21 protein-coding genes, 1 other RNA gene and 1 pseudogene are annotated in these 23,175 nt (G+C 66.8%); 9 read left to right on the plus strand and 14 right to left on the minus strand.

The features are described from left to right. Positions 1–160: 160 nt before the first annotated feature. Both RIB87_RS03475 and rnpB read left to right on the plus strand, forming a co-directional pair. Positions 161–1,564, plus strand: a pseudogene (locus RIB87_RS03475) (TolC family protein); the annotation flags it as partial. A 193-nt stretch (positions 1,565–1,757) separates the two neighbouring features. Next, an RNA gene (gene rnpB / locus RIB87_RS03480) (RNase P RNA component class A) lies at positions 1,758–2,150 on the plus strand. 17 nt (positions 2,151–2,167) lie between these two features. On the opposite strand, the gene RIB87_RS03485 is transcribed toward rnpB, so the two are convergent. The 6 genes from RIB87_RS03485 to RIB87_RS03510 all read right to left on the minus strand — a co-directional run bounded on the left by RIB87_RS03485 (position 2,168) and on the right by RIB87_RS03510 (position 8,827). Beyond that, positions 2,168–3,790: an MASE1 domain-containing protein gene (locus RIB87_RS03485; RefSeq protein ID WP_350143565.1), complete on the minus strand. Its 1,623-nt coding sequence runs from the start codon at positions 3,788–3,790 to the stop codon at positions 2,168–2,170. A 250-nt stretch (positions 3,791–4,040) separates the two neighbouring features. After that, positions 4,041–4,769, minus strand: coding sequence for an HNH endonuclease (locus tag RIB87_RS03490; RefSeq protein WP_350143567.1), 729 nt, complete (start codon positions 4,767–4,769; stop codon positions 4,041–4,043). 137 nt (positions 4,770–4,906) lie between these two features. Then, positions 4,907–5,773: an acyl-ACP--UDP-N-acetylglucosamine O-acyltransferase gene (lpxA, locus tag RIB87_RS03495; protein WP_350143569.1), complete on the minus strand. Its 867-nt coding sequence runs from the start codon at positions 5,771–5,773 to the stop codon at positions 4,907–4,909. An 87-nt stretch (positions 5,774–5,860) separates the two neighbouring features. Then, entirely contained in the window at positions 5,861–7,237 is a 1,377-nt protein-coding gene (locus tag RIB87_RS03500; protein WP_350143571.1) for a PP2C family protein-serine/threonine phosphatase, read from the minus strand. Between the two features lie 82 nt (positions 7,238–7,319). Continuing rightward, positions 7,320–7,880 (minus strand): DUF192 domain-containing protein, encoded by a 561-nt coding sequence (locus RIB87_RS03505; protein WP_350143573.1) that lies wholly within the window; start codon positions 7,878–7,880, stop codon positions 7,320–7,322. Beyond that, positions 7,877–8,827 carry a glutamate--tRNA ligase family protein gene (locus tag RIB87_RS03510; RefSeq protein ID WP_350143575.1) on the minus strand — a complete coding sequence of 317 codons (951 nt, stop codon included), beginning with the start codon at positions 8,825–8,827 and terminating at the stop codon, positions 7,877–7,879. The genes RIB87_RS03505 and RIB87_RS03510 overlap by 4 nt, the downstream gene beginning before the upstream one ends. Before the next feature lie 115 nt (positions 8,828–8,942). On the opposite strand from RIB87_RS03510, the gene RIB87_RS03515 reads away from it, so the two are divergent. Then, a complete protein-coding gene (locus tag RIB87_RS03515) occupies positions 8,943–9,221 on the plus strand; it encodes a 4a-hydroxytetrahydrobiopterin dehydratase (RefSeq protein WP_350143577.1) in 279 nt (92 codons plus the stop codon). 9 nt (positions 9,222–9,230) lie between these two features. On the opposite strand, the gene purH is transcribed toward RIB87_RS03515, so the two are convergent. Then, entirely contained in the window at positions 9,231–10,811 is a 1,581-nt protein-coding gene (gene purH, locus RIB87_RS03520) for a bifunctional phosphoribosylaminoimidazolecarboxamide formyltransferase/IMP cyclohydrolase (protein WP_350143579.1), read from the minus strand. Then, on the minus strand, positions 10,808–11,944 hold the full coding sequence (locus RIB87_RS03525; RefSeq protein WP_350143581.1) for an outer membrane protein assembly factor BamB family protein: 1,137 nt from the start codon (positions 11,942–11,944) through the stop codon (positions 10,808–10,810). The genes purH and RIB87_RS03525 overlap by 4 nt, the downstream gene beginning before the upstream one ends. Positions 11,945–12,120: 176 nt before the next feature. Here RIB87_RS03525 and RIB87_RS03530 point away from each other — a divergent pair, with 176 nt between their 5' ends. Continuing rightward, entirely contained in the window at positions 12,121–12,726 is a 606-nt protein-coding gene (locus RIB87_RS03530; protein ID WP_350143583.1) for a riboflavin synthase, read from the plus strand. On the opposite strand, the gene RIB87_RS03535 is transcribed toward RIB87_RS03530, so the two are convergent. The 3 genes from RIB87_RS03535 to RIB87_RS03545 are packed head-to-tail and all read right to left on the minus strand — an operon-like array spanning position 12,689 to position 15,957. Next, positions 12,689–13,618 carry a hypothetical protein gene (locus RIB87_RS03535; protein ID WP_350143585.1) on the minus strand — a complete coding sequence of 310 codons (930 nt, stop codon included), beginning with the start codon at positions 13,616–13,618 and terminating at the stop codon, positions 12,689–12,691. The two genes, RIB87_RS03530 and RIB87_RS03535, sit on opposite strands and share 38 nt — an antisense overlap. Then, complete coding sequence (locus tag RIB87_RS03540; protein WP_350143587.1) at positions 13,602–14,300, minus strand: hypothetical protein; 699 nt, start codon at positions 14,298–14,300, stop codon at positions 13,602–13,604. Before RIB87_RS03540 ends, RIB87_RS03535 begins: the two co-directional genes overlap by 17 nt. 31 nt (positions 14,301–14,331) lie before the next feature. Continuing rightward, entirely contained in the window at positions 14,332–15,957 is a 1,626-nt protein-coding gene (locus tag RIB87_RS03545) for an NADH-quinone oxidoreductase subunit G (RefSeq protein ID WP_350143589.1), read from the minus strand. Between the two features lie 212 nt (positions 15,958–16,169). Between RIB87_RS03545 and RIB87_RS03550 the strand changes: the two genes are divergently transcribed. The 5 genes from RIB87_RS03550 to RIB87_RS03570 all read left to right on the plus strand — a co-directional run bounded on the left by RIB87_RS03550 (position 16,170) and on the right by RIB87_RS03570 (position 20,231). Beyond that, on the plus strand, positions 16,170–17,918 hold the full coding sequence (locus tag RIB87_RS03550) for a right-handed parallel beta-helix repeat-containing protein (RefSeq protein WP_350143591.1): 1,749 nt from the start codon (positions 16,170–16,172) through the stop codon (positions 17,916–17,918). Beyond that, entirely contained in the window at positions 17,915–18,100 is a 186-nt protein-coding gene (locus RIB87_RS03555) for a hypothetical protein (protein ID WP_350143593.1), read from the plus strand. The genes RIB87_RS03550 and RIB87_RS03555 overlap by 4 nt, the downstream gene beginning before the upstream one ends. Next, on the plus strand, positions 18,097–18,462 hold the full coding sequence (locus RIB87_RS03560; RefSeq protein ID WP_350143595.1) for a hypothetical protein: 366 nt from the start codon (positions 18,097–18,099) through the stop codon (positions 18,460–18,462). Before RIB87_RS03555 ends, RIB87_RS03560 begins: the two co-directional genes overlap by 4 nt. A gap of 158 nt (positions 18,463–18,620) precedes the next feature. After that, on the plus strand, positions 18,621–19,478 hold the full coding sequence (locus tag RIB87_RS03565; RefSeq protein ID WP_350143597.1) for a PP2C family protein-serine/threonine phosphatase: 858 nt from the start codon (positions 18,621–18,623) through the stop codon (positions 19,476–19,478). Positions 19,479–19,508: 30 nt separating this feature from the next. Then, positions 19,509–20,231, plus strand: a complete 723-nt coding sequence (locus tag RIB87_RS03570) for a protein kinase domain-containing protein (protein WP_350143598.1) — start codon at positions 19,509–19,511, stop codon at positions 20,229–20,231. Positions 20,232–20,235: 4 nt separating this feature from the next. On the opposite strand, the gene RIB87_RS03575 is transcribed toward RIB87_RS03570, so the two are convergent. From RIB87_RS03575 to RIB87_RS03590, 3 genes are read right to left on the minus strand one after another with little or no spacing between them, the layout of a single operon-like run. After that, a complete protein-coding gene (locus RIB87_RS03575) occupies positions 20,236–21,333 on the minus strand; it encodes a succinylglutamate desuccinylase/aspartoacylase family protein (RefSeq protein WP_350143599.1) in 1,098 nt (365 codons plus the stop codon). Continuing rightward, positions 21,330–22,535 carry a RimK family alpha-L-glutamate ligase gene (locus RIB87_RS03585; protein ID WP_502943203.1) on the minus strand — a complete coding sequence of 402 codons (1,206 nt, stop codon included), beginning with the start codon at positions 22,533–22,535 and terminating at the stop codon, positions 21,330–21,332. Before RIB87_RS03585 ends, RIB87_RS03575 begins: the two co-directional genes overlap by 4 nt. After that, positions 22,532–22,987 (minus strand): ATP-dependent zinc protease family protein, encoded by a 456-nt coding sequence (locus RIB87_RS03590; RefSeq protein WP_350143601.1) that lies wholly within the window; start codon positions 22,985–22,987, stop codon positions 22,532–22,534. Before RIB87_RS03590 ends, RIB87_RS03585 begins: the two co-directional genes overlap by 4 nt. Positions 22,988–23,175 lie beyond the last annotated feature (188 nt).

A 23,175-nucleotide genomic window follows, 5' to 3' on the forward strand; every position in this document is an offset into this window, starting at 1 on the left:
ATCCGGCGTACGTTCGATTTTCGTACGCACCGCGTTGCTTCTGACCGCTTCGGCGTCGCTCGGCGTTTTTGCGGGGTGTTCGAACCCGCTCTTCCCGTCGCGCGCGGATTACCCGGAGCCGACGCCGCGGGAGCGGTTGCGCGTGGTGCGCACGATGGACATGGAGCGCTACCAACGCGTCGAGCAGCCGGATCCGCAGGCGACGCTTGACCAGCAGATTGACGCGTATCGCGAGGCGGCGACGCCGCTGGCGGATCGCGATCGGGTGCCCTTGTCGCTGGAGCAGTGCCGCGCATGGACGCTGGAGAACAACCTTGATCTGGAGGTCGCGCTCGTCAATCCGACGATCGCCAACCAGTCGCTTTCGGAGGAGGAGGCGCGATTCGAGGCGTTGCTGTTCGTCAATGCGCGTCACAGCGAGGTGGACCAGGCGACGGACTCGCAGTTGAGCGGCAATCAGTTCCGCAGTTCGAGCATCACGCCGGGCATTCGCATTCCGCTGCGCACGGGCGGGACGGTTTCGTTCGAGGTTCCCGCTTCGCGCTCGGAAACGGACAACGTCTTCGCGACGCTGAATCCCTCTTACGTGGCGGATCTGCAGTTTTCGATCAGTCAGCCGCTGCTTCGCGGCGGCGGGCGTCGGGCCAACACGCACGCCATCCGCGTCGCCGCGTTGAACGTGGAAATCTCCGAAGCGGCGACAAAACTCGAGGTCATCCGTCAACTCGCCAACGCGGATCGCGCGTACTGGGCGCTGTACGCCATCCGGAAGGCGCTGGACGTCCGGCTTCAGCAGTACGACCTGGCGCGTGAGCAGTTGGATCGCGCGGAGCGTCGATTCCGACTGAAGGAGGCCGCGCGCATCGAAGTGACGCGGGCGCAGGCGGGCATCGCCGAGCGACTCGAAGCGATCATTCAGGCGGAGAACGCGTTGCTGCAGGCGCAGCGGAATCTCAAGCGTCTGATGAATGCGCCGGGGCTGGACGTCCGCAGCAACGCGCTGCTGGAACTGACGACGGAGCCTGCGCCGGTGCAGTACGAACTCGACGCCGGTGAGCTGGCGGACGCGGCGCTGGCCGAGCGCATGGAGATGCTGCAGCTTGAGTTGCAGCTTGCGCAGGACATGTCCACGATTGATCTGCTGAAGAATCAGGCGCTGCCGCTGTTCACGCTGGATTACTCGTACGCTTACAACGGTCTCGGGCAGTCCGTGTCGGGCGCCCTCGACCTTGCGACGGATCGACGATTCCACGACTGGTCGATCGGCGCCAGGTTTGAGACGCCCATCGGCAACGACGCGGCGGAGTCGCGGGTGCACCGGGCGATCCTCCAGCGTCTTCAACGTCTTTCGACGAAGGCCGCGCAGGCGCAGGCGATCACGCAGGAGGTCTTTGACACGGTGGACGCCATCGACACGGCGTGGCAGCGCATTCTGGCGGCGCGGATCAATGCGTTGCTTGCGGAGCGGACGTACGAGGCGGAGGTGAACCAGTTCAATCTCGGCCTGCGGACGAGCACGGACGTTCTCGACGCCGCGGCCCGGTTGGCGGAGGCGCAGTCCTCGGAGATCCGGGCGTTGGCGGACTACGAGATCAGCCAGGTGGACCTGGCGTTCGCGTCGGGTGCGATGCTGGGCGCGACGCGGACGCTCTGGACGCCGCGGGATCCGCGGGCGCCGTCTGATTTCGTCGGCGAGCGGCCGGAGAACAGCGTGCGTTCGATCTGGCCGTGGGATGACGAAGAGGCGTATGATGATGCGGCGTTGACAGGCGACCGCCTTCGCACTCCGGAAGGAGGCGCGACGGAGGAAAGTCCGAACACGACAGGAGACGATGGTGGGTAACGCCCACCCGTCCGCGCGGCCGCGGGCGAGGGCCAGTGCCACAGAAAACAGACCGCCCGCTTCGGCGGGTAAGGGTGAAAAGGTGCGGTAAGAGCGCACCGCCCGGGCGGCGACGTCCGGGGCACGGTAAACCCCATCGCGTGCAAGATCATGCAGTCCCCTTCGCGTCCTTCGGGTCGCGGACGGCTTCTCCGGCCGGGTGGGACGGGTGGATCGCTGCAGGATCCGGGCGGCAACGTCCGGGCGAGAGAAATGGTCGCCACCGCCTTCGGGCGGTACAGAATTCGGCTTACGTCGGCGTCGGCCGCATGAACGGGCCCCGGGTCAATCGATCCGGGGTCCGGCCTTTTTCGCGGCCGCGTTTGTCAACATGGGTCCGTTGGCCCGGAGTGGGAATCGGATGTCGCATTTCAGGCCGTCGTCCGTGGTTTGAATGTTGGCCTGGCCGCGCATTTCGAATTCGATGAAGCCGCGGATGAGGCGGCATCCCTGTCCTTCGACGAGTCCGACGGGCGGATCCGCCATCGTCTCGGACCAGTGCAGCGCCACGTTTCCGTCCTGCATGCCCCAACTGATTTCGAGATGACCGCCGGGATCCTTCATGGCCCCGTGACGCAGTGCGTTGGAGGCGAGTTCGTGCAGGGCCATGGCGAGGGACTGGCACTGTTCCGGCGGCAGCCGCACGGGTTCGCCGCTCATGACGACGCGGTCACTGCTCTCGACGACGAGCGGGAGGACGACGGCCGAGATCACGCCGCCGATGTCCGTCGGGCGCCATTGGGAGACTGAGAGTTGATCGTGCACGCGACTCATGGCGCGCAGGCGTCCGAGGAGCGTGGCGGGGTCGGAGTCCGCGGCCTCGACCATGCTGATGATGACGCCGAGGTTGTTCCGCACACGGTGATTGACTTCCTGCACGAGTCGTTCGACGTGCGCCTGCTGTTCGCGCCGGACCACAAGTTCCTGGTCGAGGCGTTCGCGCATGCGCATCCTTTCGCTGACGCCCGCGGCGAGCATCTGCATCGGCAGGAATGTCATGGCCATGAATCCCTGCATGATGAGGATTCGCTCCGTGGGGTTGTCTCCCATGGCCGTGAACGGCCCGCGATCCATGTCAACACCGAGTGCGATCAGGATGGATGCGCCGAAGATGAGCGAGCATGTCGCGGCCAGTCCCAGTCGGAATGCGGCCCACAGCAGCGGGATGGCGATCGCGAAGGGAAGCCGCCACAGGGCGTCGATCTCGTCCATCTCCGGGATGAAGATGAACGTCGCCACGGAGAATGTCACGACCGTGACGATGACGCCTTCGACGACCGTTGACGTGACAGGATGTCGGCCGACGCGCCGTCGCGCCGCCCACGCCAGCACGGCGGGCGTCACAACCATGACGCCCATGCCGTCGCCGAACCACCACGTCCGCCACGTCTCGGCGACCTGGTCGCTGACGCCGGTGATCCAGAGTCCCCATGCGCCGAGCGCGGCGTTGATCGCGGGACTGATCACCATCGCGATGCCGACGAAGCCGACGAGCCATTGAGGGGAGCAGCGCGGGACGCGCCGGGGCAGCAGTGTCCGGATGAGCGTCGCACTGAGGAGCGCCTCGAGGAGATTGCCCACGTTGGCGATCGGGTACCAGACGCGGCCGTCGGCGTACATGGTTTCGAACCCGCCGCCGGTGGCGAAGGCCGCGGTCAGTTCGGTGAAGAATCCGACGCCCGCAACCCACCACCAGCAGCGGGTCGGCGCGAGCAGCAGTGCGGCGAGAAAGACGCCGCTGGGCAGCCAGAGCGTCGAGACGGTGGAGGGGCCGTCGTAATGGAGACGGATGCCGACCAGGAATGCGATGACGTGCGCGACGACGAATGCTCCGGCGAAGAGCATGCGGGACCGCTTCGTATCGAGCGGGAACGCAATATCAGGTTGGACGTCATGGGCGTCATCCATGCGGTCCGCCCTTTATGTGTGCACCGGCGACGCATCAAAGGCTACGTCAGTGCGCGTCCTCGCCGCAAGCGCGGCGTCACTTTCGTGGCGGACATTCCGCCAAGGGGTCGGGGGCGATGAGGTCCACCCGGCGGTCGCAGTCCTCGGGTCTGAGGTGAAGGTGGTCATCGACGAAGCGGACGCGATCGGGACGGGTTTCGGGCGCTGCCGGTGAAGAGGACGGCGCCCTGGAGCGGCGGGTTCGTTCGCCTCAGCGCAGTTCGACGGACCAGTACGCGTTGTCGAGGAAGGTCTTCCACGACTGGTACTTTTCGTTTCCGAGCCTGAGGGAGATGAGCGGATTGCGTTTGGGGCAGACGGGTTTCTTGCGCAGTTTCATGCGGGCCTGGTCCGGCGTGCGTCCGCCCTTGCGTGCGTTGCAGCGGACGCATGAGCAGACGAGGTTCTCCCAGGTGTCGCGTCCGCCCTGCGATCTCGGGATGACGTGATCGATGGAGAGTTCGCTCGTCGGGAAGTGGTTGCCGCAGTACTGGCAGCGGTTTCGGTCGCGCGCGAACAGATTGCGTCGATTGAGTTTGACGCGTTGCGCGGGGAGTCGGTCGTAGGAGACGAGTCGGATGACCTTGGGGACGGCGAGGTCGAGTCGCACGGTGCGTACCCAGTCGTGTCGTTCGGGTTCGAACGTGCGTTGCAGTTCGCTGATCTCGGTCCACGAGTTGAAGTCGTAGCTGAGATACTGTCCCTGATCGACGTGAATGACTTCCGCCTGATCGCGGATCAGCATGCAGAAGGCTCGTCGTGCGGAGACGATGCGAACGGCCATGTAGAGTTTGTTGAGGACGAGGACTTTGGCGTCGAGGCCGGACATGACGGCCGCGGCCGCCTCGACGCCGCTCGCTGGCTCGGCGATGTCGGCGATATCCCCCGGCAGTTCACCCGCCGCTGAAACACGCTTTCTTCTGTCTTGCCGCGAGGCCATGGTCATCTCCGCCGCGCCGACGGCGCGTTTCGAGGACTTCGCGAACACCATACGCACAAAGCGGGCCCAAGGCAATGATTTGCACTCTGTTGAGCGCGTTTCTAACCGCGGGTCTCGGCTTTATCGGATGACCGAGATCAGTCCCGATGTCGATGGCGTCGCACCCCGCCGCAGATGCCCCGATCACGCGGCGCCTCCGCGTCGATCTCCCGTTCGATGAAGGAGACGAACGCCTCGGCCCCCGGCGCCAGATTCTTTTCTCGAACGATGCGGAGTGCGGCGCCGATGGGTTGGCCGCTGGGTCGGCGGTAGATCGCGCGGAAGGCGTCCTTGATTCCGGCGCGGTCCTCGTCGGTCAGCGTGGGGTGTCGGCGCAGGCCGACCTTGTTGAGGGCGACGATCGTGTTCTCGCTCGCGACCATGACGAATGGAGGCACGTGCATGCTCACGCCGGAGTGGCCCTGGAACATGACGGCGTCGCCGACGGTCGTGAATTGATGCACGGTGACGTACGCCGACAGCACGCAGCGATCGCCGACATGGGCGTGTCCGGCGAGGGAAGCGCCGTTGGCCATGATGACGCCGTCGCCGAGGCGTGCATTGTGCCCGACGTGCGCGTTGGTCATGAGGAAGCAGCGTGAGCCGACTCGGGTGGCGGGGCCGTTGTGGGTGGATCGATTGAGCGTGACATGCTCGCGGAAGACGTTGCCATCGCCGATCTCGAGGCTGCCGCGCATGTCCTGGCGGAAGGCGAGGTCCTGCGGATCGCCGCCGATGACGGCGTAGGGGTGGACGTCGTTGTTGCGTCCCATTGTCGTATGCTCGACGACAATGCTGCGGTCTCGGAGTCGCGTGCCTGGTCCGATGACGCATTCGGGTCCGACGATCACGTCCATACCGATGATCGCGTTTTCGCCGATGCTCGACGACGGATCGATGCGTGCGGTCGGATGAATCCGCGCCGTGGGATGGATGCCTGGCGTCGCGGTCGTGGAGGTGGACATGGCTCGCTCCGTCGATGCGAATCGTCCGGACCCACTCGGTCCGAAACAGCACAACGAAGCGAAGTATACCGGCGACGCGCCTTGCGCTCACGCGGTTCGGACTTTGCCGGGCGCGGGAAGGGTGCGCTCCGGCGCCGCGGGACGCGTGCGGCCCTCGAAGAGTGCGTCCACCGCCCTTTCCGCCGACGGCGCCACGACGAGCGCGGTGAGATCGTCGATCTGATGCAGCGAGCCCGCCTGAGCGTTCAATGACTGCATGAACTGTTTCATGGCGGCGCGAAGTCCGGACGCGGCGCCGCCACGCGGATTGCCGCGTTCATCCCTCTCGACGGACTCCCGCCACGTCGATCCCAGTTCGCTGAAGTGCGTCTCGTAGTGCCGGGTCGGCAGGCGACGGTCGTACTTGTCCACGTCGGCGCCGGGGAACGCGGTCTCGAATCCGTCCGAGTACAGCACGAGCATTTCGTCGCCGGCGAGCGTGAACGTCTCCTCATCGAACTCATCCGTCGGAAAGACGCCGAGCAGCGGGCCGACGGAGGCGATCTGTCGCACGCCGGAGGGACTGAGGACGAATGCGGGAGGGTGCCCCGCGCCGGCGATGGAGACCTCGCGCGTGCGGCAGTCGATGACGCCGCACATGGCGGTGGCGAAGCGCGAGGAGTGACTCTGATGTTCGAGCATCGCATCGTTGAGGTTGCGCAGGACCTCGGCGGGGCGGATCAGGTCGTACCGTCCGCCGGCGACCTGTTTCATCACGATGCTGCGGCTGATGATCATCGTCATGAGCGCGGCGGGCACGCCGTGGCCGACGGCGTCGGCGATGAAGAAGCCGACATGATGCTCGTCGAGGCGCTGGACATCGTAGATGTCGCCGCTGACGTAGCCGCAGGGGCGGAAGAGCACCTGGAAATCCACATTCGGCATTGACGGCATGGATTCGGGAAGGAGTTCCGTCTGCACGGCCGCGGCGAGGCGCAGTTCCTCGTTGAGCCGATCCATCTCCCCGCACATGCCGCCCTGGAAGCGTCGGACGTAGCGGAGTTCGGTGGTCAGCGTGTCGATCTGATGCTGCCGGAAGGCGAGCGCGCCGAGCGTCGAAGCGAGACCGGCGGGATCGAAGTCCTCTTCGAGCACGATGACGCCCTCCATGCGACGACCCGGCGTGCGCCCCCCGCGGGGGTGCAGAATGATCACGGGCCGGTTCATCTCGACCAGATCGTTGAGCAGGCAGGTGAGCCGAGTGGTTTCGGCGGGGTTGTTGAGGACGATGAGCACGACGTCGCCGCAGGACGCGGCCGCGTCGAACGCGGCGTCGATGGGCCGCGCATCGAGCATCGGACGCGGCGCGAAGTCGGGCCAGCGATCGACAACCGGTCGCCAGACCCGCGCCTGTTCGTATTCCGGCTGACCAGAGGTCAGCATCGTGATGATCAGTCTGTCGCCCCGACCGCGATGTGAGAACACACTCGACCCCTCTCCGTTATCGGCGGCGCGTTGCGCATTCGTCCTGACGCGCACGACGCCGCCTCACCGGGAGGGCATCGACTCACTTCGCCATCGCCTTGAGCCGCTCCAGATCGACATCGACCTTGTCCCCCTCGCGCAACCCGGACTCTCGGAGTTCCCGGAGTTGTCCGGGCGCCAGTTCGATGGCGATACGGACCGGAAACCCGCTGGTGTACCGTTTGAGTCGGTTCTCGTAGGCGCGTTCTGACTCATCCTCTCCCCGGGGGGGTTCGGCCTTCATTTCGTGCCACTTCACGATGCGGCCGCTGTCGTCGATGAAAAGGATGTCCATGTCGGTCAGGCAGCCCTTCATCCAGAAGTACTGCACCTGTTTCTCATTCTCGGGATGGGTGAAGAGCATGCCGCCCTTTTCGTCGATGGACGTGCGCCCGGCGAGTCCGACCTCCCGCTTCTCCAGGGTGTCGGCGACCTCCAACTCGTAGGTGCGATCGTGGATGCCGACCTCGATCACCAGGTAATCGAACTGCCGCTCGCCTCCGGCGGGCACGACCGTCTCGCCGCCGGCGCCGCTGTCGCAAGCGCCGACCAATGCGACGACCGCGAAGAGACAGGCGCCGATCAGGCGATGGGTGTTGGTCATTCTCGAAGCCATGCGTCCGCCTCCGCGTCGAAGACAATGGGATCCCGCGGCATCTTATCGTCGTTGAACCCCTCCACGAATTCCGCGAGCGAGATTTCATCGGGCGACGCCATCATGCCGCACCAGCACGCCAGCAGCCCGAGCACCCGCTCTGCGCGGACGCCCGCCTCGCGATACGTCGCCAGACGCGTGTCGCCGTGCCGCTTGGCCAGCCGACGCCCGTCCTCCCCCACGACGAGCGGAAGATGCCGCCATGTCGGCCCCGAACCGAGTTCCAGGGCCTCGTACAGCAGCATCTGGCGTGCGGCCGAGTCGAGCAGATCGTCGCCGCGGACGACCTGCGTCACGCCCTGCCGATGGTCGTCGATCACGACGGCGAGTTGGTAGGCCGGCTGGCCGTGGCGCGTCCAGACGACGAAATCGCCTGTCGTCCGACCGGGATTCCACGATTGCGGGCCTGCGAAGGCGTCTTCGAACGCGACATCGCGATCGGGGGTCACATAGCGCCAGTTGGCGTCGCCGGCGTCGTCGAAATCCCGTGCGTGCAGCGGCGGGCGCAGCGCGGGGTCGTACCAGTTCTCGCGTGAGGCCTCACCCGGATGGGGCGCCGAACGGGCTTCCTCGATCTCGCGGCGCGTCAATTCGCACGGATACGCGGCCCCTGTCGCGGCGAGCCGGTGCATGGCCTCGCGATACGGCTGCATGTCCGCCGATTGCGTGAGCGGTCCTTCATCCCAGTCGAGGCCGAGCCATGTGAGGATGTCGTAGCAGGCATTGACGGCCCAGGTCTTCACGCGGGGTCCGTCGAGGTCCTCCATGCGCATGACGATGCGCCACCCCCGCTGCCGCGCCATGATCCAGTTCACGACGAACGTGCGGGCGTTTCCGAGGTGCAGCGCGCCGGTGGGCGAGGGGGCGAGGCGGGTTGTCGGGATACGATCGGGCATCGCTGTGGATTCGGGCAATTTGGATCGCGCTTCGACGCCGTTGGCGTCGCGACGTCGAATGCCCGGTAGGATACGGCCTTGCATTGACGACACGACCGCATGCCGCGGAGGACTCATGGAAAAGCTCACGGAAGATCAGGTCGCCGAGCGACTCAAGGCCCACGCCCAGTGGTCCGAGATGAACGGCGCGATCCAGCGCACATTCCAGCACAAGGACTTCGTCGCGGCCATGGCGTTCGTCAACAAGATCGCGGAGATGGCCGAAGAGAAGCAGCATCACCCGGACATCCTGATCCGCTACAACAAGGTGACGCTGACCCTGTCCACGCACGACGCCGGCGGCATCACGGACAAGGATTTCGACTTCGCCGACGCCGCCGACGGCGTCCGCTGATCTCACTATTCAATGCCGGAAGTGCCGCACGCCCGTCGTGAGGCAGGTCACGCCCCGCCTTTGGCAGAGGGCGAAGGTGTCCTCGTCGCGCTTCGATCCGCCGGGATGGACGAGGCACATGACGCCCGCATCGATGAGCAGCTCGGGCCCGTCGGCGAAGGGGAAGAATGCGTCCCCCGCCGCGATCGCGCCCTGGGCGAGGTCGCCCGCCTTGTCGATCGCCAGTCGGCATGACGCGACGCGGTCCATCTGACCCGCGCCGGCGCCGAAGAGGCGCACGCCGTCGGGCGAGGCGGGATCGACGCCGCCGATGGCGACGGCGTTGCTTGTGAGGCTGCGGGCGCACGTCCACACCACCGAGGCCGCGGCGATCATGTCCGGCGTGGGCGCCGGGCCTGCCGCGTGCGTCCACGATGTCGGATCCGTCGCGATGACGTCCGCCTCCTGGACCAGCGCGCCGCCGGGGATCGTGCGGACGACCGGGGCGTCGTCCGCCTCATCGAAGACGTCCGCTTCGAGCAGGCGCACGTTCTTCCAGCGGTCCTGCAGCATGGCGAGGGCGTCCGGCTCGTATTCGGGCGCGACGATCACTTCGAAGAAACGGTCGGGCGCGGCGACGGCGCGGGCGTCGTCGAGGGTGAGCGTGCGGTTGATCGCGAGGATGCCGCCGTACGCGGCGAGCGGATCGCCTGCGATCGCCTGTGACGCGGCGTTCTCACCGATTGCGGCGCCGCATGGGTTGGTGTGCTTGATCACGCAGGCGCCGGCGCGATCGGGTGCGATGCGGCGCAGGTCCGCAGCGAGTCGCACGGCCGCGGCCGCGTCGTTGAGATTGTTGTAGCTCAGCGCCTTGCCGTGCAGTTGCCTGGCGCCGACGAGGCCGGGCGGACGCGCCGCATCGCGATAGACGGCGGCGCGCTGGTGGGGATTCTCGCCGTAGCGCAGCGTCGCAACGCGTGAGAGGGAGGACGTGCGCTGGGCGGGGAATGCGCAGTCGTCGGCGAGGTGTGTGGCGATTGCGGCGTCGTAGGCGGCAGTCCGCGCGAACGCCGCGGCCGCGAGTTCGGCGCGGGTCTCGAAGGTCGTCGCCCCGTTGTTGGCGTCCATGTCCTCGATGACGCGTTCATACTGTGCGGCGTCGGTGACGATGGTGACGAAGTCATGATTCTTCGCCGCGGCCCGGACGAGGCAGGGGCCGCCGATGTCGATCTGCTCCACCGCCTCATCGTGCGTCACGCCTTCGCGCGCCACGGTCTTCTCGAAGGGGTAGAGATTGACGCAGACGAGATCAATGGGCTCGATGCCGTGCATCCTGAGTGCGGCGAGGTGATCGTCGCTGTCGCGTCGCGCGAGGATGCCGCCATGGACGGACGGGTGAAGCGTCTTGACGCGACCGTCCATCATTTCGGGGAAGCCGGTGACGTCTTTGACGGAGAGGACGCGGAGTCCTGCATCGCGAAGCATGCGTGCGGTGCCGCCGGTGGAGACGATCGTGACGCCGCGCGCGGCGAGTTGTTCGGCGAATCGCGCGACGCCGGTCTTGTCGCTCACCGAGATGAGCGCGCGTCGGATGGGCGGCGCGTCGTTCACCGAGGCACGTATCGGGCGATGGCGCCGTCCGGCTGAACCGCGTAAAGGGCGCCATCGACGAGTTTGTCGGTCGTCAGGAAGGCGAGGTGGCCGAGTTCGATCCGATCGACGACCGAGCCGCGACGGCCGTCGAGAATCGTTGCGACCTTACCGTTCCACACGACGAGGTTGTCGTCGTGCACGGCGAGCAGATCGCCGTCAACGTCGGGGGCGACCCAGTCGCGCAGTCCGGAGCGGGTATCGACGGCGGTGAATCCCTCGCCGGGGATGGCGACGAAGAGGCGGCCGTCGTGGAGCACGGGCTGGCCGGTGATGGGCGCCTGCGTGCGGATGCGCCACTGGAGGGCGTCGCGTCCGTAGGAATCGAAGCACCAGATCGACTGGTCGCGCGACGCGATGTAGAGATAGCGACCGTCGGTGACGGGGTTGTTGTCCACGCCGCCGTAGATCTTCGCCCCGCCCCGAGCGGAGCCGGAACGGACATCGATGAAGATCACGTCGCCCTTGTCGCTGACGACGCCGACGAGATCATCCTGGATGAGCACGGGGCTGGCGGTGACCGCGCCGCTGACGCCGTACGCCCACATGCCGTAACCGGCGAGCACATTGTGCGCGGCGACGCGACCGGTGGGCGTGCCGAAGATTGCGATGCCGTTGGAGTTGACGACCGGACGCGTGTTCACGATCGAGGAATACTTCTGGCGGTCGCGCAGGTCGCCGGTCTTGGGGTCCAGCAGGAAGAGTTCGCTCTGACTCGCAGAGACCACGCGCTCGCGATAGCGGCCGAGGCCGACGAATCGCGTCAGGTCGCCCGCGAGGTCGGTGGACCAGCGGACGGCGCCTGTGTCGGTCGCGAGGAACGAGAGGACGTTGCCGCTGTCCTGGGCGAGCAGCGCGTCGTCGAAGGCGCGGAAGTGCGTCACCGTGTTGCCGCGACCGACGACGATGTAGCTCTTCCAGTCGAGGCGGTAACCGAGGTCGCGATAGCGGTCGTACGACGACTGATCGCCGCTCGCTGTCGCGACGTCGCCGCCTGTCGCGGCGTCGTCCGACGCCGAAGTGGACGTCGCGTTCTTCGAGGCGCAGCCGCCGAACAGCGCGAGGCATGCCGCGAGAGCGAGAACGCCGTACATAACCGGGCGTCCGCCGGCACGATCTGAGCGAGCACATTCCATGATCGTCTGTGTCTCCACCTGTGGACTGGAAAGGATCCGGAGTATGAATGGCCCGGCGCGGCCGGTCAAGCATGCGCGCCCCGCGGGCGCCCCCGCACACCTCCCGTCCGTGCGGTTGCGGCTATGCTTCCCCCATGTTCACGGGCATCATTCAGAGCACCGGACGCGTCGCATCCACCGACTCCACCGAGGGCGGTCGCCGCCTCGTCATCGAAGCCCCGGACTGGGCGCACGCGCCGAAGCCGGGCGACTCCATCGCCGTCAGCGGCTGCTGCCTCACCTCCATCGACGGCCGCCTTGCCTTCGACGTCATCAGCGAGACCCTCAACAAGACCACGCTGGGCGACCTCGCCCCGGGCGATCGCGTCAACCTCGAACACGCCTGCCGCCCCGACTCCTTCCTCGACGGGCACATCGTCCAGGGCCACGTGGACGGCGTCGGCGAAGTCGCCGCCGTGCAGGACGACCCCGCCGACTGGCGCGTCCGCATCCGCCCCCCCGCCGGTCTGATGGAATTCGTCTCGCCCAAGGGGTCCGTCACCGTGGACGGCGTCTCGCTGACCGTCGCCGACCTCGATCCCGAGACCTTCGAGATCGCGCTCATTCCGACCACCCTCGACCTGACCACGCTGCGCGACCTGACGCCCGGCGCGCGTGTGAATCTGGAGATGGACGTCATCAGCAAGACGGTCGTCCACTGGCTCAGGACGTGGGGCCCCGGGAATGCGCCGTCCCGATGATCCAGCCTTCGACGCCCCGGATCGTCTCATCCGGCGGCGGCTCGACGTCGGCGGACTGAATCGCATCGACGAGCAGCAAGGCGCCGAGCAGCGCGTCGAAGTCGTGGTCGGCGGCGAAGCCCCCGTCGATCACGGCCGCGGCCGCGGCGTCGGGCGTCACGCGCAGTCGGGCCATCGCATCGCGGATGTCGGCGCACACCGCGCGGCGATCCTCGCGCCGTCGCTTGCTCATGCCGCGGGTCATGCCGACGCCGAGTCGCGCATACGCCGCGGCCGGATAGATCTCCGCGATCGTCACGCCCGGCGCCGACGCGAGGTCGCGCAACGGGCCGTCAAACGGCCACAGGCGGACACGATCGAGACGCGGCAGGAGAACCGTCCGCCATGCGTGTCCGGCCGCCCGACCGACCTGCGCCCCGCCGCAGGTGAAGAAGAGGCACTCCGCCTTCCGCCGTCCTCCACCGCCGCGATCGCAGGCGCGCAGGAGGTCGTCCGTGTGTGAGACCCCCAAAGCCGCGGCAAGGGTCGCGCGCGAGTGACGGCCGCGTTCGCGGGAGTGCGGCGGGTAGAAGGGCTGATCGAGCGACGGCGCTTCGGTGACGTCGAAGAAATTCGGACGGGCGCCCGCGTCGAGCTCGTCGAGGAACGCGCGGAAGGATGCGATCCCGGCCGCGGCCGCGTAGCGACGAGGGAGGCCGATGGGCAGGTCCAACCCGAGAAGCGTCGAGCGCGCGCCGGCCGCGACGCGTTCGACGAGCGTCTCCGGGTCGCCGACGGGTTCCGGCGCATGGAGGTGGAAACGGTCGCCGTCGCGTTCGACGCGGCACATCCAGCGGCCGCGTGCGTTGACCGACCAATCCGCGGCGAAGATGCGGTCAGGCCCGCTGGACATCGGTCAACCAGTCGAGGAATGCATCGAAATTCACGGCGAGCACTTCCTCCTGCGCCAACTCGACGTCGAATTCGCTGCGGCAGTCGTCCGTCTCCATCGTCCGGATCGGCGCCAGCGCCTCCCCGAGGCAGAAGACGCCGATGGGCAGGTCGCCCTCGAGCGTGCTGACGATCTCGAACTCAGCGTTGGGCCAGCACTCGTCGCACTCGTCCAGTTCATATTCCTGGCCGCGGAGGACGAGGACGCGTCCGTCGGCGAGATCGAAGATGCAGCAGGCGCCTTCGTCGTCAATTGGTTCGACGACGGCGACGCGATGGGCGAGGACGCGCCGCGCCCGGACCATGCCGAGATCGCGCGTGCGTTTCCAGATGTCGCGCGTCACCGTCTCGACCTCACGCCGCATGCCCCGATCTTCGCGATAGATGTTCACAGCCGCGAGAATGCCATAGGCGCTGGTGAGGACGACCGGCCCGAAGACGATGGACATGAGAATGGAGACGACGATGTTGAACTGCGTCCCGAATCCGAGGCCCAGGATGCCGATGGTGAGGCCGGCGCTCCAAAGAGCGACCCACATCGCCGTCGATTTGAATGTGGCGTAGCCATGCAGCGGCGCGTCGATGATCCGCTGGATCGCGACGCGTTCGCGCTCGTTCATCGGGCGGACCTGTTCGTCGTACACCGGGGTCGCCCCCCAATCATCGTCGATGCGGTCAGAGTTCGACCATCTCGACGTCCGGCTCCTGCTTCGCATCGACGGACGGGTAATGCACGTCCGTCTCGAAGATGTGCAGAGCGTCGAACTCGTTGGCCATTTCGCGTCGGACGTTCGCGGCGTTCATTGCCTCGGGGCGTTCGATGCCCTCGGCGCGTGCGGCGAGGTCGAGGGCGACCTGTCCTTCCTGACGCGCGCCGTAGACGACGGGGATCGCCTGTTCGAAGGCCTGAAGTCGGTTGTCCACGTTCTCGAAGACGCCCGCCTTCTCCGTCCAGGTGGCGCCGGGGATGAGCACGTCGGCGCGTTCGCTCAACTTCGTCGGCAGCGTGTCGATGAGCACGACGAACTTGCCTTCGCAGGCGCCGAGCATTTCGTCGGTCACCCATTCGCTGGGGTAGTTGCCGGTGATGAGCAGGCCGCCGAACTCGCCGGCGCGTCCGAGGAACTCCTCGTAGGACATCACGCCGCCGCCCATCGCCTCGAGCACGCGACGCACGCCGCGGGCGTTGGGCGCCTTCTCGGCGCGGATCGTGTAGCCGCCGGGGAATTCCTTGTCGTCGCCCTGACGCGGGACGGGGCCGACGACGAACGAGGCGTTCTGATCGACCTGACGCACCGCCTTGGCGAACAGATAGGCCTCCTCGCACGTCAGCATGGGGCTGACGATGAGGGCGACGCGCTTGTCGCGCAGGCCGTCCACCGCGTCCTCGTATGCCGCGGCGTACTCGCACTCGACGCGCCGGTCGTACCGCATGGTCTTTGGCTTGACGATGCGATCCTCTCGATGAGCGAACTTCCACGAATAGCGGATCTCGTCGGAGATCCACCACTTGTTGACGTCCATGTTGTCGCGCGGACGGAAGCGATAGATGCGGCCTTCGTTGTGCTCGATCCAGACGTTGTCGCCCGCCGCCGTGGTTCCGTCGATCGACGGCGTCGTCTTGAGGAACCAGACGCGCTGGGTGAAGAGGAAGTCCTTGTCCAGCAGGGCGCCGACGGGGCAGAGGTCGATGACGTTGGCCGAGAGTTCGTTGTCGAGGGCGACGCCGGGGAAGACGTCGATCTGCTCCTGATTGCCGCGACCCTCGACCATGAGCTCGGCCGTGCCCGACACCTCGCGCGTGAAGCGCACGCAGCGGGAGCACATGATGCAGCGATCGGAGTAGAGGTAGACGTGCGGGCCGAGATCCTTCTTGGGCTGCTTGACCTTGATCTCTTCAAACCGGCTCACGCCGCGGCCGTATTCGTAGGAGTAGTCCTGCAACTCGCACTCGCCCGCCTGGTCGCACACCGGGCAGTCGAGCGGATGGTTGATGAGCAGGTACTCCATGACGGCCTTCTGGTTGGCGATGGCCTTGGGGGAGTCGGTGTAGACGACCTGCCCCTCCGCGGCCGTGGTCTGGCACGTCGGCAGGAGCTTCGGGATCGGCTCCAGCTTGTTGTCGTTGCGGGGATTGGGCGCCCAGACCTCGGCGAGGCAGATGCGACAACTGGCCACGATGGAGAGCCCGTCGTGGTAGCAATACTGGGGGATCTTCACGCCGTTGGCGTTGGCGATCTGGAGGATCGTCTGTCCCGGCTCGAAATCGCATTCGCGACCGTCGATGTTGATCGTCGGCATGGATGACACGTCCTTCTCAGGGGGTGAGGAGGGCATGATAGCGGCCCCGACCGACGCGCGGCCAATCGACGCCTCATCAGCCCGCCGACGACCGGAAATCTCTGCCCAATCGCCCGAATTCGGGAACCGCAAGTCCCGTATCCGGTCATAGTTAAATGTGCGTGACCTTCACCGTGAGGGTCTGACTCCGGGACCTGACGAGGGGACGCCAGTTGCGAACTCGAACGACCGTCGCGCGTGTCGCTGCATTGATCGTGATAAACGGGATTTGTTCTGCCGCGACAACCACCATCGGACCGGCCGACTCACTGCAGGACGCCATCGACGCGGCGTCGGACGGTGACACGATCCTGCTCGAACCAGGGGCCTACATGGGAGACCTGCACTTCGACGGGATCGACCTGACCGTCCGCTCAGAGAATCCCCAGATGCCGGCGATGCTCAGTGGGTCCGGACTGCGCATCGAGGGCGGGCACGTCGCGATGGAAACGCTGACGCTCGAATTCCAGTCCGCCGAGGTGCTCGACATGAGCGTCGCGGCACTCGACGGCTGCGAGGCGACCAGCCAGTGGTTCATCGACGACGCCGACGTGATCCTGAACGCGACGGCCTTCTCCGGTCTGACCCTCGGATCGAACGGCGCGGCGATCGATGCGACCGACTGCCAACTCTCCGATGCCCAAATCGACGCCGACGCCATCGTGCTCGACGGCGTCACAGCGATGAATGTCGAGATGTCCGCGCGACTGCTGACGATGACGGACGTCACCTGGTCGGCCAGTTTCATCGCGGTGACCTCGATCTTCGCGAGCGAGTCGCTCACGATGGCCGACTGTGCATTCATCAATTCCGCCAATCCGGGCCAGTCGGCGCTGATCGGGACCGGCTTCAACGCCATCGTGTCGATGACGAACTGCCATTTCGAGAACAACGACCTCGCCGACGGCGTGCTCATCAATATCACCAACCTCGCGGCCGCGGACGCGACGATTGCGTCATGCGACTTCCTCGCGAACGACTGCGGCGCCTGCGTGGCCGGTCAGGGGGCGACGATCGAGGACTGCCGCTTCGAGGACAACACCGGCGCCGCGATCAGCCTCGCTGAAGGCCTGATTGACCGGGCGCAGGTCCGCGGCAACGGCGCCGCGGTCCGGATCGGGGTCGGCGACGTCCGCCGCTCGCGGATCACGGGCAACGCGAATGCGGGCGTCGAGGCAAGCATCGGCGCGCAGGGCCCCATCACAATCGCCAACTGCCTCATCGCCGACAACACGACCGGTTGGGTCGGCGGTGGCGTTCGCCTCTTCCCGGTGAGCACCGGCGCCGTGATGACGATCGTCAACTCCACGATCGTCGGCAACACCGCGCAGTCGGCGACAACCGCGGGCGCCGGCGGCGTCTTCGCTCAGTTCGGCACGCTTCACGTGCGCAATTGCATCCTCACCGGCAATCAGGGTGGCGGCGCCGATGCGACCGACCAACTCTTCATCAATGCGTCGGCCGTGCCCATCACGCTCGACCTCGCCGACTGCCTGATCGACGGCGCGGACTCCGTGCCGCCGCCGAGCGAAGGCGGATGGACGGGCGTTGATCTCATCGACGCCGACCCCCGGTTCGTCGATCCCGGCAGCGACGACTACCGACTCCTCCCCGCCTCGCCCGCCATCGACGCCGGCGATTCACTCGCGGCCACGGGCATCCCCACCGACATCGACGGACGCAGCCGCATCCTCGGCGCCGCCGTGGACATCGGGGCCTTTGAACGCTGCCCGGCGGACGTCAACTTCGACGACGACGTGACATTCGACGACCTCAACATCCTCCTCGACGCATGGGCCGCGGCCGATCCACTCGCCGATCTCGACGGCTCCGGGGTCGTTGACTTCACCGACCTGAACATGCTTCTCGACGCATGGGCCGACTCGTGCATCGCGATCATTGATGAAGGAGGCGCCCAATGAACATGGCGCAACGTCTTGGCGCGATGACCATCGCACTGTGGGCCGCGAACGCGATCAGCGCGACGTTCACCGTCGGGCAAGGCGAGTCCATCCAGGCGGCGATCGACGCCTCAGCGCCGGGTGACGTCATCGAACTGACGCCGCGAGATCGATCGTCGGAAACGTCTCGGAGTCGGAGGTGATCATCAGCGGCGGCGGAATCACGGTCGGAGTCGGTGCGCTGGAGGTCGTCAACTCGATCATCCACGGCAACGCAGCGCCCACCAGCGACGCCACCGCCCAGCAGATCCACGTGCGCGAGACCTGCCCCACCGACGTCTCGTTCGACCAGAGCCTCATCGAAGGCGGCTGGATGGGCCAGGGCGCCGGCAACATCGACGCCGATCCCCGATTCGTCGATCCCGGCAGCGACGCCGGCGATTCACTCGCGGCCGCGGCCGATCCACTCGCCGATCTCGACGCCTCCGGCGCCGTTGATTTCACCGACCTGAACCTGCTTCTCGACGCGTGGGGCGACTCGTGCATCGCGGCGGGCGCTCGTTGACGCGGGGCGCCGGAGTTTGCGCGATGGCCGCGTGATCGGGAGATTTCCGGCATTCGTTCCCACTTTTCCGGCCCCCCGGTGGTGACGGAACGCCCTTCCGCGCCGATGATTGTGACTCGGAAGAGTCCTTTCACCCCCTGACCCGAGGGAGCGGCCGCGTGCCTCGCGCCTCGCATCTGACCATCGACCAGGAAGCGCCCGAGCAGCGCATCGAACGCCGGCTGGCGTCGGGGGTCGTGCGCCTGCGGTCCACCCCCAGCCCCCTGCGGCCGCGAAACGAGGACTGCGCGGGGGTCGTCGAGGTGGATGATCGCCGGGCCGTCCTCATGGTCTGCGACGGGCTTGGCGGGCACGCCGGCGGCGCCGAAGCGAGCCGACTTGTGGTGGAGACGATCACCGAGGCCGTCGAAGCCGCGGCCAATGACGGCCTCGGCGGGGAGGAGTCCATGCGCCCCGCCATTCTCAACGGTATCGAACGCGCCAACGCCCTGCTCCTCGAACTCGGCATCGGGTCGGCATCCACGCTCGGGCTCATCGAACTCGACGGCATGCTCGCCCGCCCCTACCACGTCGGTGACACCAGCATCCTCATCGTCGGCCAGCGCGGCCGCGTGAAACTGAAGACGGTGGACCACGCCCCGGTCGCCTACGCCCATGCCGCGGGCCAATTGAGCGAGTACGAGGCGATTCACCACCACCACCGCCACATCGTGGACAACGTCGTCGGCTCGCGCGACATGCGCATCGAGATCGGCGCGCCCGTCAGACTTTCCGCCCGCGACACGCTGCTCATCGCCTCCGACGGCCTCTTCGACAATCTCTTCCCCGGCGAGATCAACCGTCGCATCCGGACGGGTCCGCTGGAGACGGCGCTGGGCTCCGTCTGTGACCTGGCCGCGGGCCGGATGCGACGCATCGCCGAACCCGGCGTCGAAGCCCCCATGCCGTCGAAGCCGGACGACCTCACCGTCGTGATGTACCGTCCGACGGCGCACGTGGACGATCACGTCGATTGACCGCGCCCGCGCCGTATACTCCGGGGACGCATGACACAGCCGTCCCGCATCACGTCATTCGATCTGCCCCCCGGCCGCCTCATCGCCTCGAAATACGAGGTCATCGAAAAACTCGGCGCCGGCTGGGAGGGCGAGGTGTACAAGGTCATCGAACGACGCACCGGGGTCCGACGCGCCGCGAAACTCTTCTATCCCCATCGCAACCTCAAGGACCGGGCCGTCCTCTACTACGCCCAGAAACTCGATCGCCTGCGCGACTGCTCCATCCTGATCCAGTATCACAACTCCGAGACCTTCCGCCATCGCGGCTCGCCCATCACCTGCCTCATCAGTGACTACGTCGAAGGCGAGATCCTCGCCGACATGCTCGCGCGACAGCCGCGCGGACGCATGCACCACTTCGAGGCGATGCACCTGCTGCACACGCTGGCGTCGGGCGTCGAGCAGATCCACCGGCAGCGCGAGTACCACGGCGATCTGCACGACGGGAACGTCATGGTCGCCCGTCGGGGCGTCTTCTTCGACGTCAAACTCGTGGACTTCTACCACTGGGGCCGCCCGAGCGCGGCGAACATCCGGCACGACGTCGTCTGCCTCGTCCGCATCCTCTACGACGCCGTCGGCGGCCGCGACGCGTACGCGAAGCAGCCCCAGGAGATCAAGGACATCTGCAAAGGCATGCGCCGGGACCTCATCGAGAAGGCGTTCCCCACGGCGGGTCGCCTGCGTGAGCATCTCGAAGGCGCGCGCTGATCGATCAGATCGCCGGCTCGCGATCCGGGTCGGGGCCCGCTTCGCGCAGGTAGTAACTGCGGGCGAGATCCTCGCGGATGCGCTCGTACAGGTGGGCGTCGTCCAGCCGTTCCACCGCACGCTCCATCCGGTGCAGCGGCCCGCTCTTGACGAACGCGAGGTGGCACACCGGGTCGCCCGGCGCCACCGACGGGAGCGTCGTCATGCCGAGCACGATGCCGTTCCGCGCCGCACGAATCACCTCCTGCTCCTCGCCCGTCAGACTCGCGTTCGTCGCGATCGCGTCCCCCTGCTCGACGATCGCGCCCGGCGCCACGTGAAAGCGCAGAAAACCACCGTTCATGGCGCGGATCCACGTGGTCCCGTCCGTCTCAACGAGGTACGGCGGCTTCTCCGCCCGCCCACGCACCATCCCGAGGCGGATCAGGCAGTTGCGGATCCCCCGCACCGCGTACTCGACGACGCCCGATTCAACCTTCCACACTTCTCCCGCTTCGAGAATGATCGTCGCGCAGCCCGACGCGCACGCCGCGCGTCGCAGCGAACCCCGCGGCCCGCGTCCGTGCACGATCAGTTCCGCCCCGAAGGCGCGCGCCAGATCCGCGACGCGATCGTCCTTCATGTCCGCGCGCACATTGGGGAAGTTCGTGCGCCGCAATGCGGCCGTGTGCAGGTCGATGCCGTACTCGCACCGCGCGACGACGCCCGTGAAGAAGGCGTCCGCCATGCGACTCGTGAGGCTGCCCGACGTGGTGCCGGGAAACGACCGGTTGAGGTCGCGACGGTCGGGCATGTAGCGCGAGTGACGCTCGAAGCCGAGAATGTTGACGACCGGACACAGCAGCAGCGTCCCCCGATCAATCTCGAAGGGACGGTCAACAATGATCGAGCGAATGGCGCCGGTGCCGTTGATCTCGTCGCCATGCACGGCGCCGGAGACGAAGACGGTCGGCCCCTCCTCGCGGCCGCGCCAGACGTACACGGGAATGCGCACATCCACGCCCGAGTAACTTTCGGAGACCGTGATCCGGACTTCCCTCGCTTCGCCGGGGCCAACCTCCACCCCGCCCCAACGCCCCGGATCGCCTCTTGATTCGTTCATCCGCCGGCCTCCATGCCGGTCGCGGCAGCGTCCGCCAATCGCCTCACCTTGCGCCGGCGACGACGCCGCTTGACCGGCACCAGGTCGCGCATCGCTTCGAGCCGACCGTAGCAGAGCAGCCGGTCGTTGGCCTCGAGTTCGCGCGAGCCCTTCGGATTCGAGATCACCTTGGCGCCGCGATTGAGGGTGAGAACCGCGATGTCCCGTTCGAACAGACCCGACTCCGCAAGCGTCCGCCCGACGAACCAATTGGATTCGTGAATGTGGATTTCCGCCACGCCGTACCCCTTGCTGACGGTCAGGCGCTGCCGCACGTCCACCTCCGGGAAGGCGACGCGATCGGCGATGAAGTCCACGACGGCGCCGGCGACGTCCAGGCCGGTGGCGCCCTCGATGCCTTCGAGGCCGGGCGAGGAGTTGACCTCCATGATCTGCGGCCCCTCGTTGGACTCGAGCATGTCCACGCCGGCGACGCGCAGACCCATGATCTGCGCGGCGCGTACGGCCGTCTCCTCGTACGTCTCGTCCAGCGTCACCGCCTCGGCGATCCCGCCGCGATGCACGTTGCTGCGGAACTCGCTGCCCTGGGCCACGCGGCGCATCGCGGCAACGACGCGATCGCCGACGACGAACGCCCGGATGTCGCGGCCGCGACTCTCGGCGACGAACTTCTGCACCAGCACGTTCTGACGCGCCGACTGAAGCGTCTCGATGATCGCCTCGGCGACCTTCGGAGAGTCGGCGAGAATGACGCCGACGCCCTGCGTGCCTTCGAGAATCTTGATGATCACCGGGGCGCCGCCGACGCGCTCGATCGCGGGCAGCACGTCCGCCCGGTCGCGGACGAAGGTCGTGTGCGGGATGCCGACGTCGTGGCGGCTGAGGATCTGCATCGAGCGGAGCTTGTCGCGCGAATTGGAAATGCCGTTGGCCGTGTTGGGCGTATAGGTGTCCATCTGCTCGAATTGCCGGACGACCGCCGTGCCGAAATAGGTCACGGAATGGCCGATGCGCGGGATGATCGCGTCGTAGTCCGAGAGCGATCGCCCCCGGTACAGCAGCCCCGGTTCGCCGTGTTCGAGTTCAAGGGCGAAGCGGAGGGTGTCGAGCACCTTCACCTTGTGCCCCCGTTCGGTCGCGGCCTGGCGCAGGCGGCGCGAGCTATAGCATCGCGGCGCACGCGAGAGAATGCCAAGTTTCATGCGGTCCTTCCTCCGCCCTTGCGGGCGGCGCTGACAAGGTAGGTCTGGGAAGCGTCCACGAGGTAGCGGCCGGCGAGGGCCGTGCGGCCGACGAGCATGCGACAGAGCATTTCGCGGCGACAGACGAGGCTCAATTCGATCTCGGCGGCGACGCCTCCGAGACTCAGGGTCGTGAGCACCACCGGGCGACGCTGACGAACGCCGCTGCTGGGCTTGACGACGCTCTCGCGGACAAGGGGGGCCGTCACCCACCGAAGGCGGACCGACGGACGCTGACGCACGACGACCGCGAACCGAAGATGGCCGTCCTCGACCTCCTCGATGTGGTCAACGTGGACGGCGCTGGTCCGGGCGCCGGTGTCGATCTTGGCGCGAATGCCCCGGACCCGCCAATCGGGCAGGTCCACGCGTTCGCGCCACCCGACCGTGATCTGGGTGTCGGTTGGCTCCATGCGGGACATTCTACGGGCCCCGACCGGATCGACGCGGCTGACGGTCGGATCACGGCCTCACGACGGTTTTCTTCCGAATTCATCAAATGTTGAGAGCGTTGGTTGATCCCGCGCATCATTTTGTTAGCATCTCGGCGGTGATCCGGGGTCCGACGCGGTCGGATACCAATGATCAATCTTTCGTTCGG

The organism is Pyruvatibacter sp., from assembly GCF_040219635.1.
Taxonomy (GTDB): Bacteria; Pseudomonadota; Alphaproteobacteria; order CGMCC-115125; family CGMCC-115125; genus Pyruvatibacter.

What these genes read in the sequence shown, in the direction of transcription:
- RIB87_RS03575 (WP_350143599.1), bottom strand. Translation starts at nt 21,333, where the DNA reads ATGAACGAATCAAGAGGCGATCCGGGGCGTTGGGGCGGGGTGGAGGTT.
- RIB87_RS03515 (WP_350143577.1), top strand. Translation starts at nt 8,943, where the DNA reads ATGGAAAAGCTCACGGAAGATCAGGTCGCCGAGCGACTCAAGGCCCAC.
- RIB87_RS03525 (WP_350143581.1), bottom strand. Translation starts at nt 11,944, where the DNA reads ATGTACGGCGTTCTCGCTCTCGCGGCATGCCTCGCGCTGTTCGGCGGC.
- RIB87_RS03490 (WP_350143567.1), bottom strand. Translation starts at nt 4,769, where the DNA reads ATGGCCTCGCGGCAAGACAGAAGAAAGCGTGTTTCAGCGGCGGGTGAA.
- RIB87_RS03555 (WP_350143593.1), top strand. Translation starts at nt 17,915, where the DNA reads ATGAACATGGCGCAACGTCTTGGCGCGATGACCATCGCACTGTGGGCC.
- RIB87_RS03510 (WP_350143575.1), bottom strand. Translation starts at nt 8,827, where the DNA reads ATGCCCGATCGTATCCCGACAACCCGCCTCGCCCCCTCGCCCACCGGC.
- RIB87_RS03530 (WP_350143583.1), top strand. Translation starts at nt 12,121, where the DNA reads ATGTTCACGGGCATCATTCAGAGCACCGGACGCGTCGCATCCACCGAC.
- RIB87_RS03585 (WP_502943203.1), bottom strand. Translation starts at nt 22,535, where the DNA reads ATGAAACTTGGCATTCTCTCGCGTGCGCCGCGATGCTATAGCTCGCGC.
- lpxA (WP_350143569.1), bottom strand. Translation starts at nt 5,773, where the DNA reads ATGTCCACCTCCACGACCGCGACGCCAGGCATCCATCCCACGGCGCGG.
- RIB87_RS03485 (WP_350143565.1), bottom strand. Translation starts at nt 3,790, where the DNA reads ATGGATGACGCCCATGACGTCCAACCTGATATTGCGTTCCCGCTCGAT.
- RIB87_RS03545 (WP_350143589.1), bottom strand. Translation starts at nt 15,957, where the DNA reads ATGCCGACGATCAACATCGACGGTCGCGAATGCGATTTCGAGCCGGGA.
- RIB87_RS03505 (WP_350143573.1), bottom strand. Translation starts at nt 7,880, where the DNA reads ATGACCAACACCCATCGCCTGATCGGCGCCTGTCTCTTCGCGGTCGTC.
- RIB87_RS03570 (WP_350143598.1), top strand. Translation starts at nt 19,509, where the DNA reads ATGACACAGCCGTCCCGCATCACGTCATTCGATCTGCCCCCCGGCCGC.
- RIB87_RS03535 (WP_350143585.1), bottom strand. Translation starts at nt 13,618, where the DNA reads ATGTCCAGCGGGCCTGACCGCATCTTCGCCGCGGATTGGTCGGTCAAC.
- RIB87_RS03590 (WP_350143601.1), bottom strand. Translation starts at nt 22,987, where the DNA reads ATGGAGCCAACCGACACCCAGATCACGGTCGGGTGGCGCGAACGCGTG.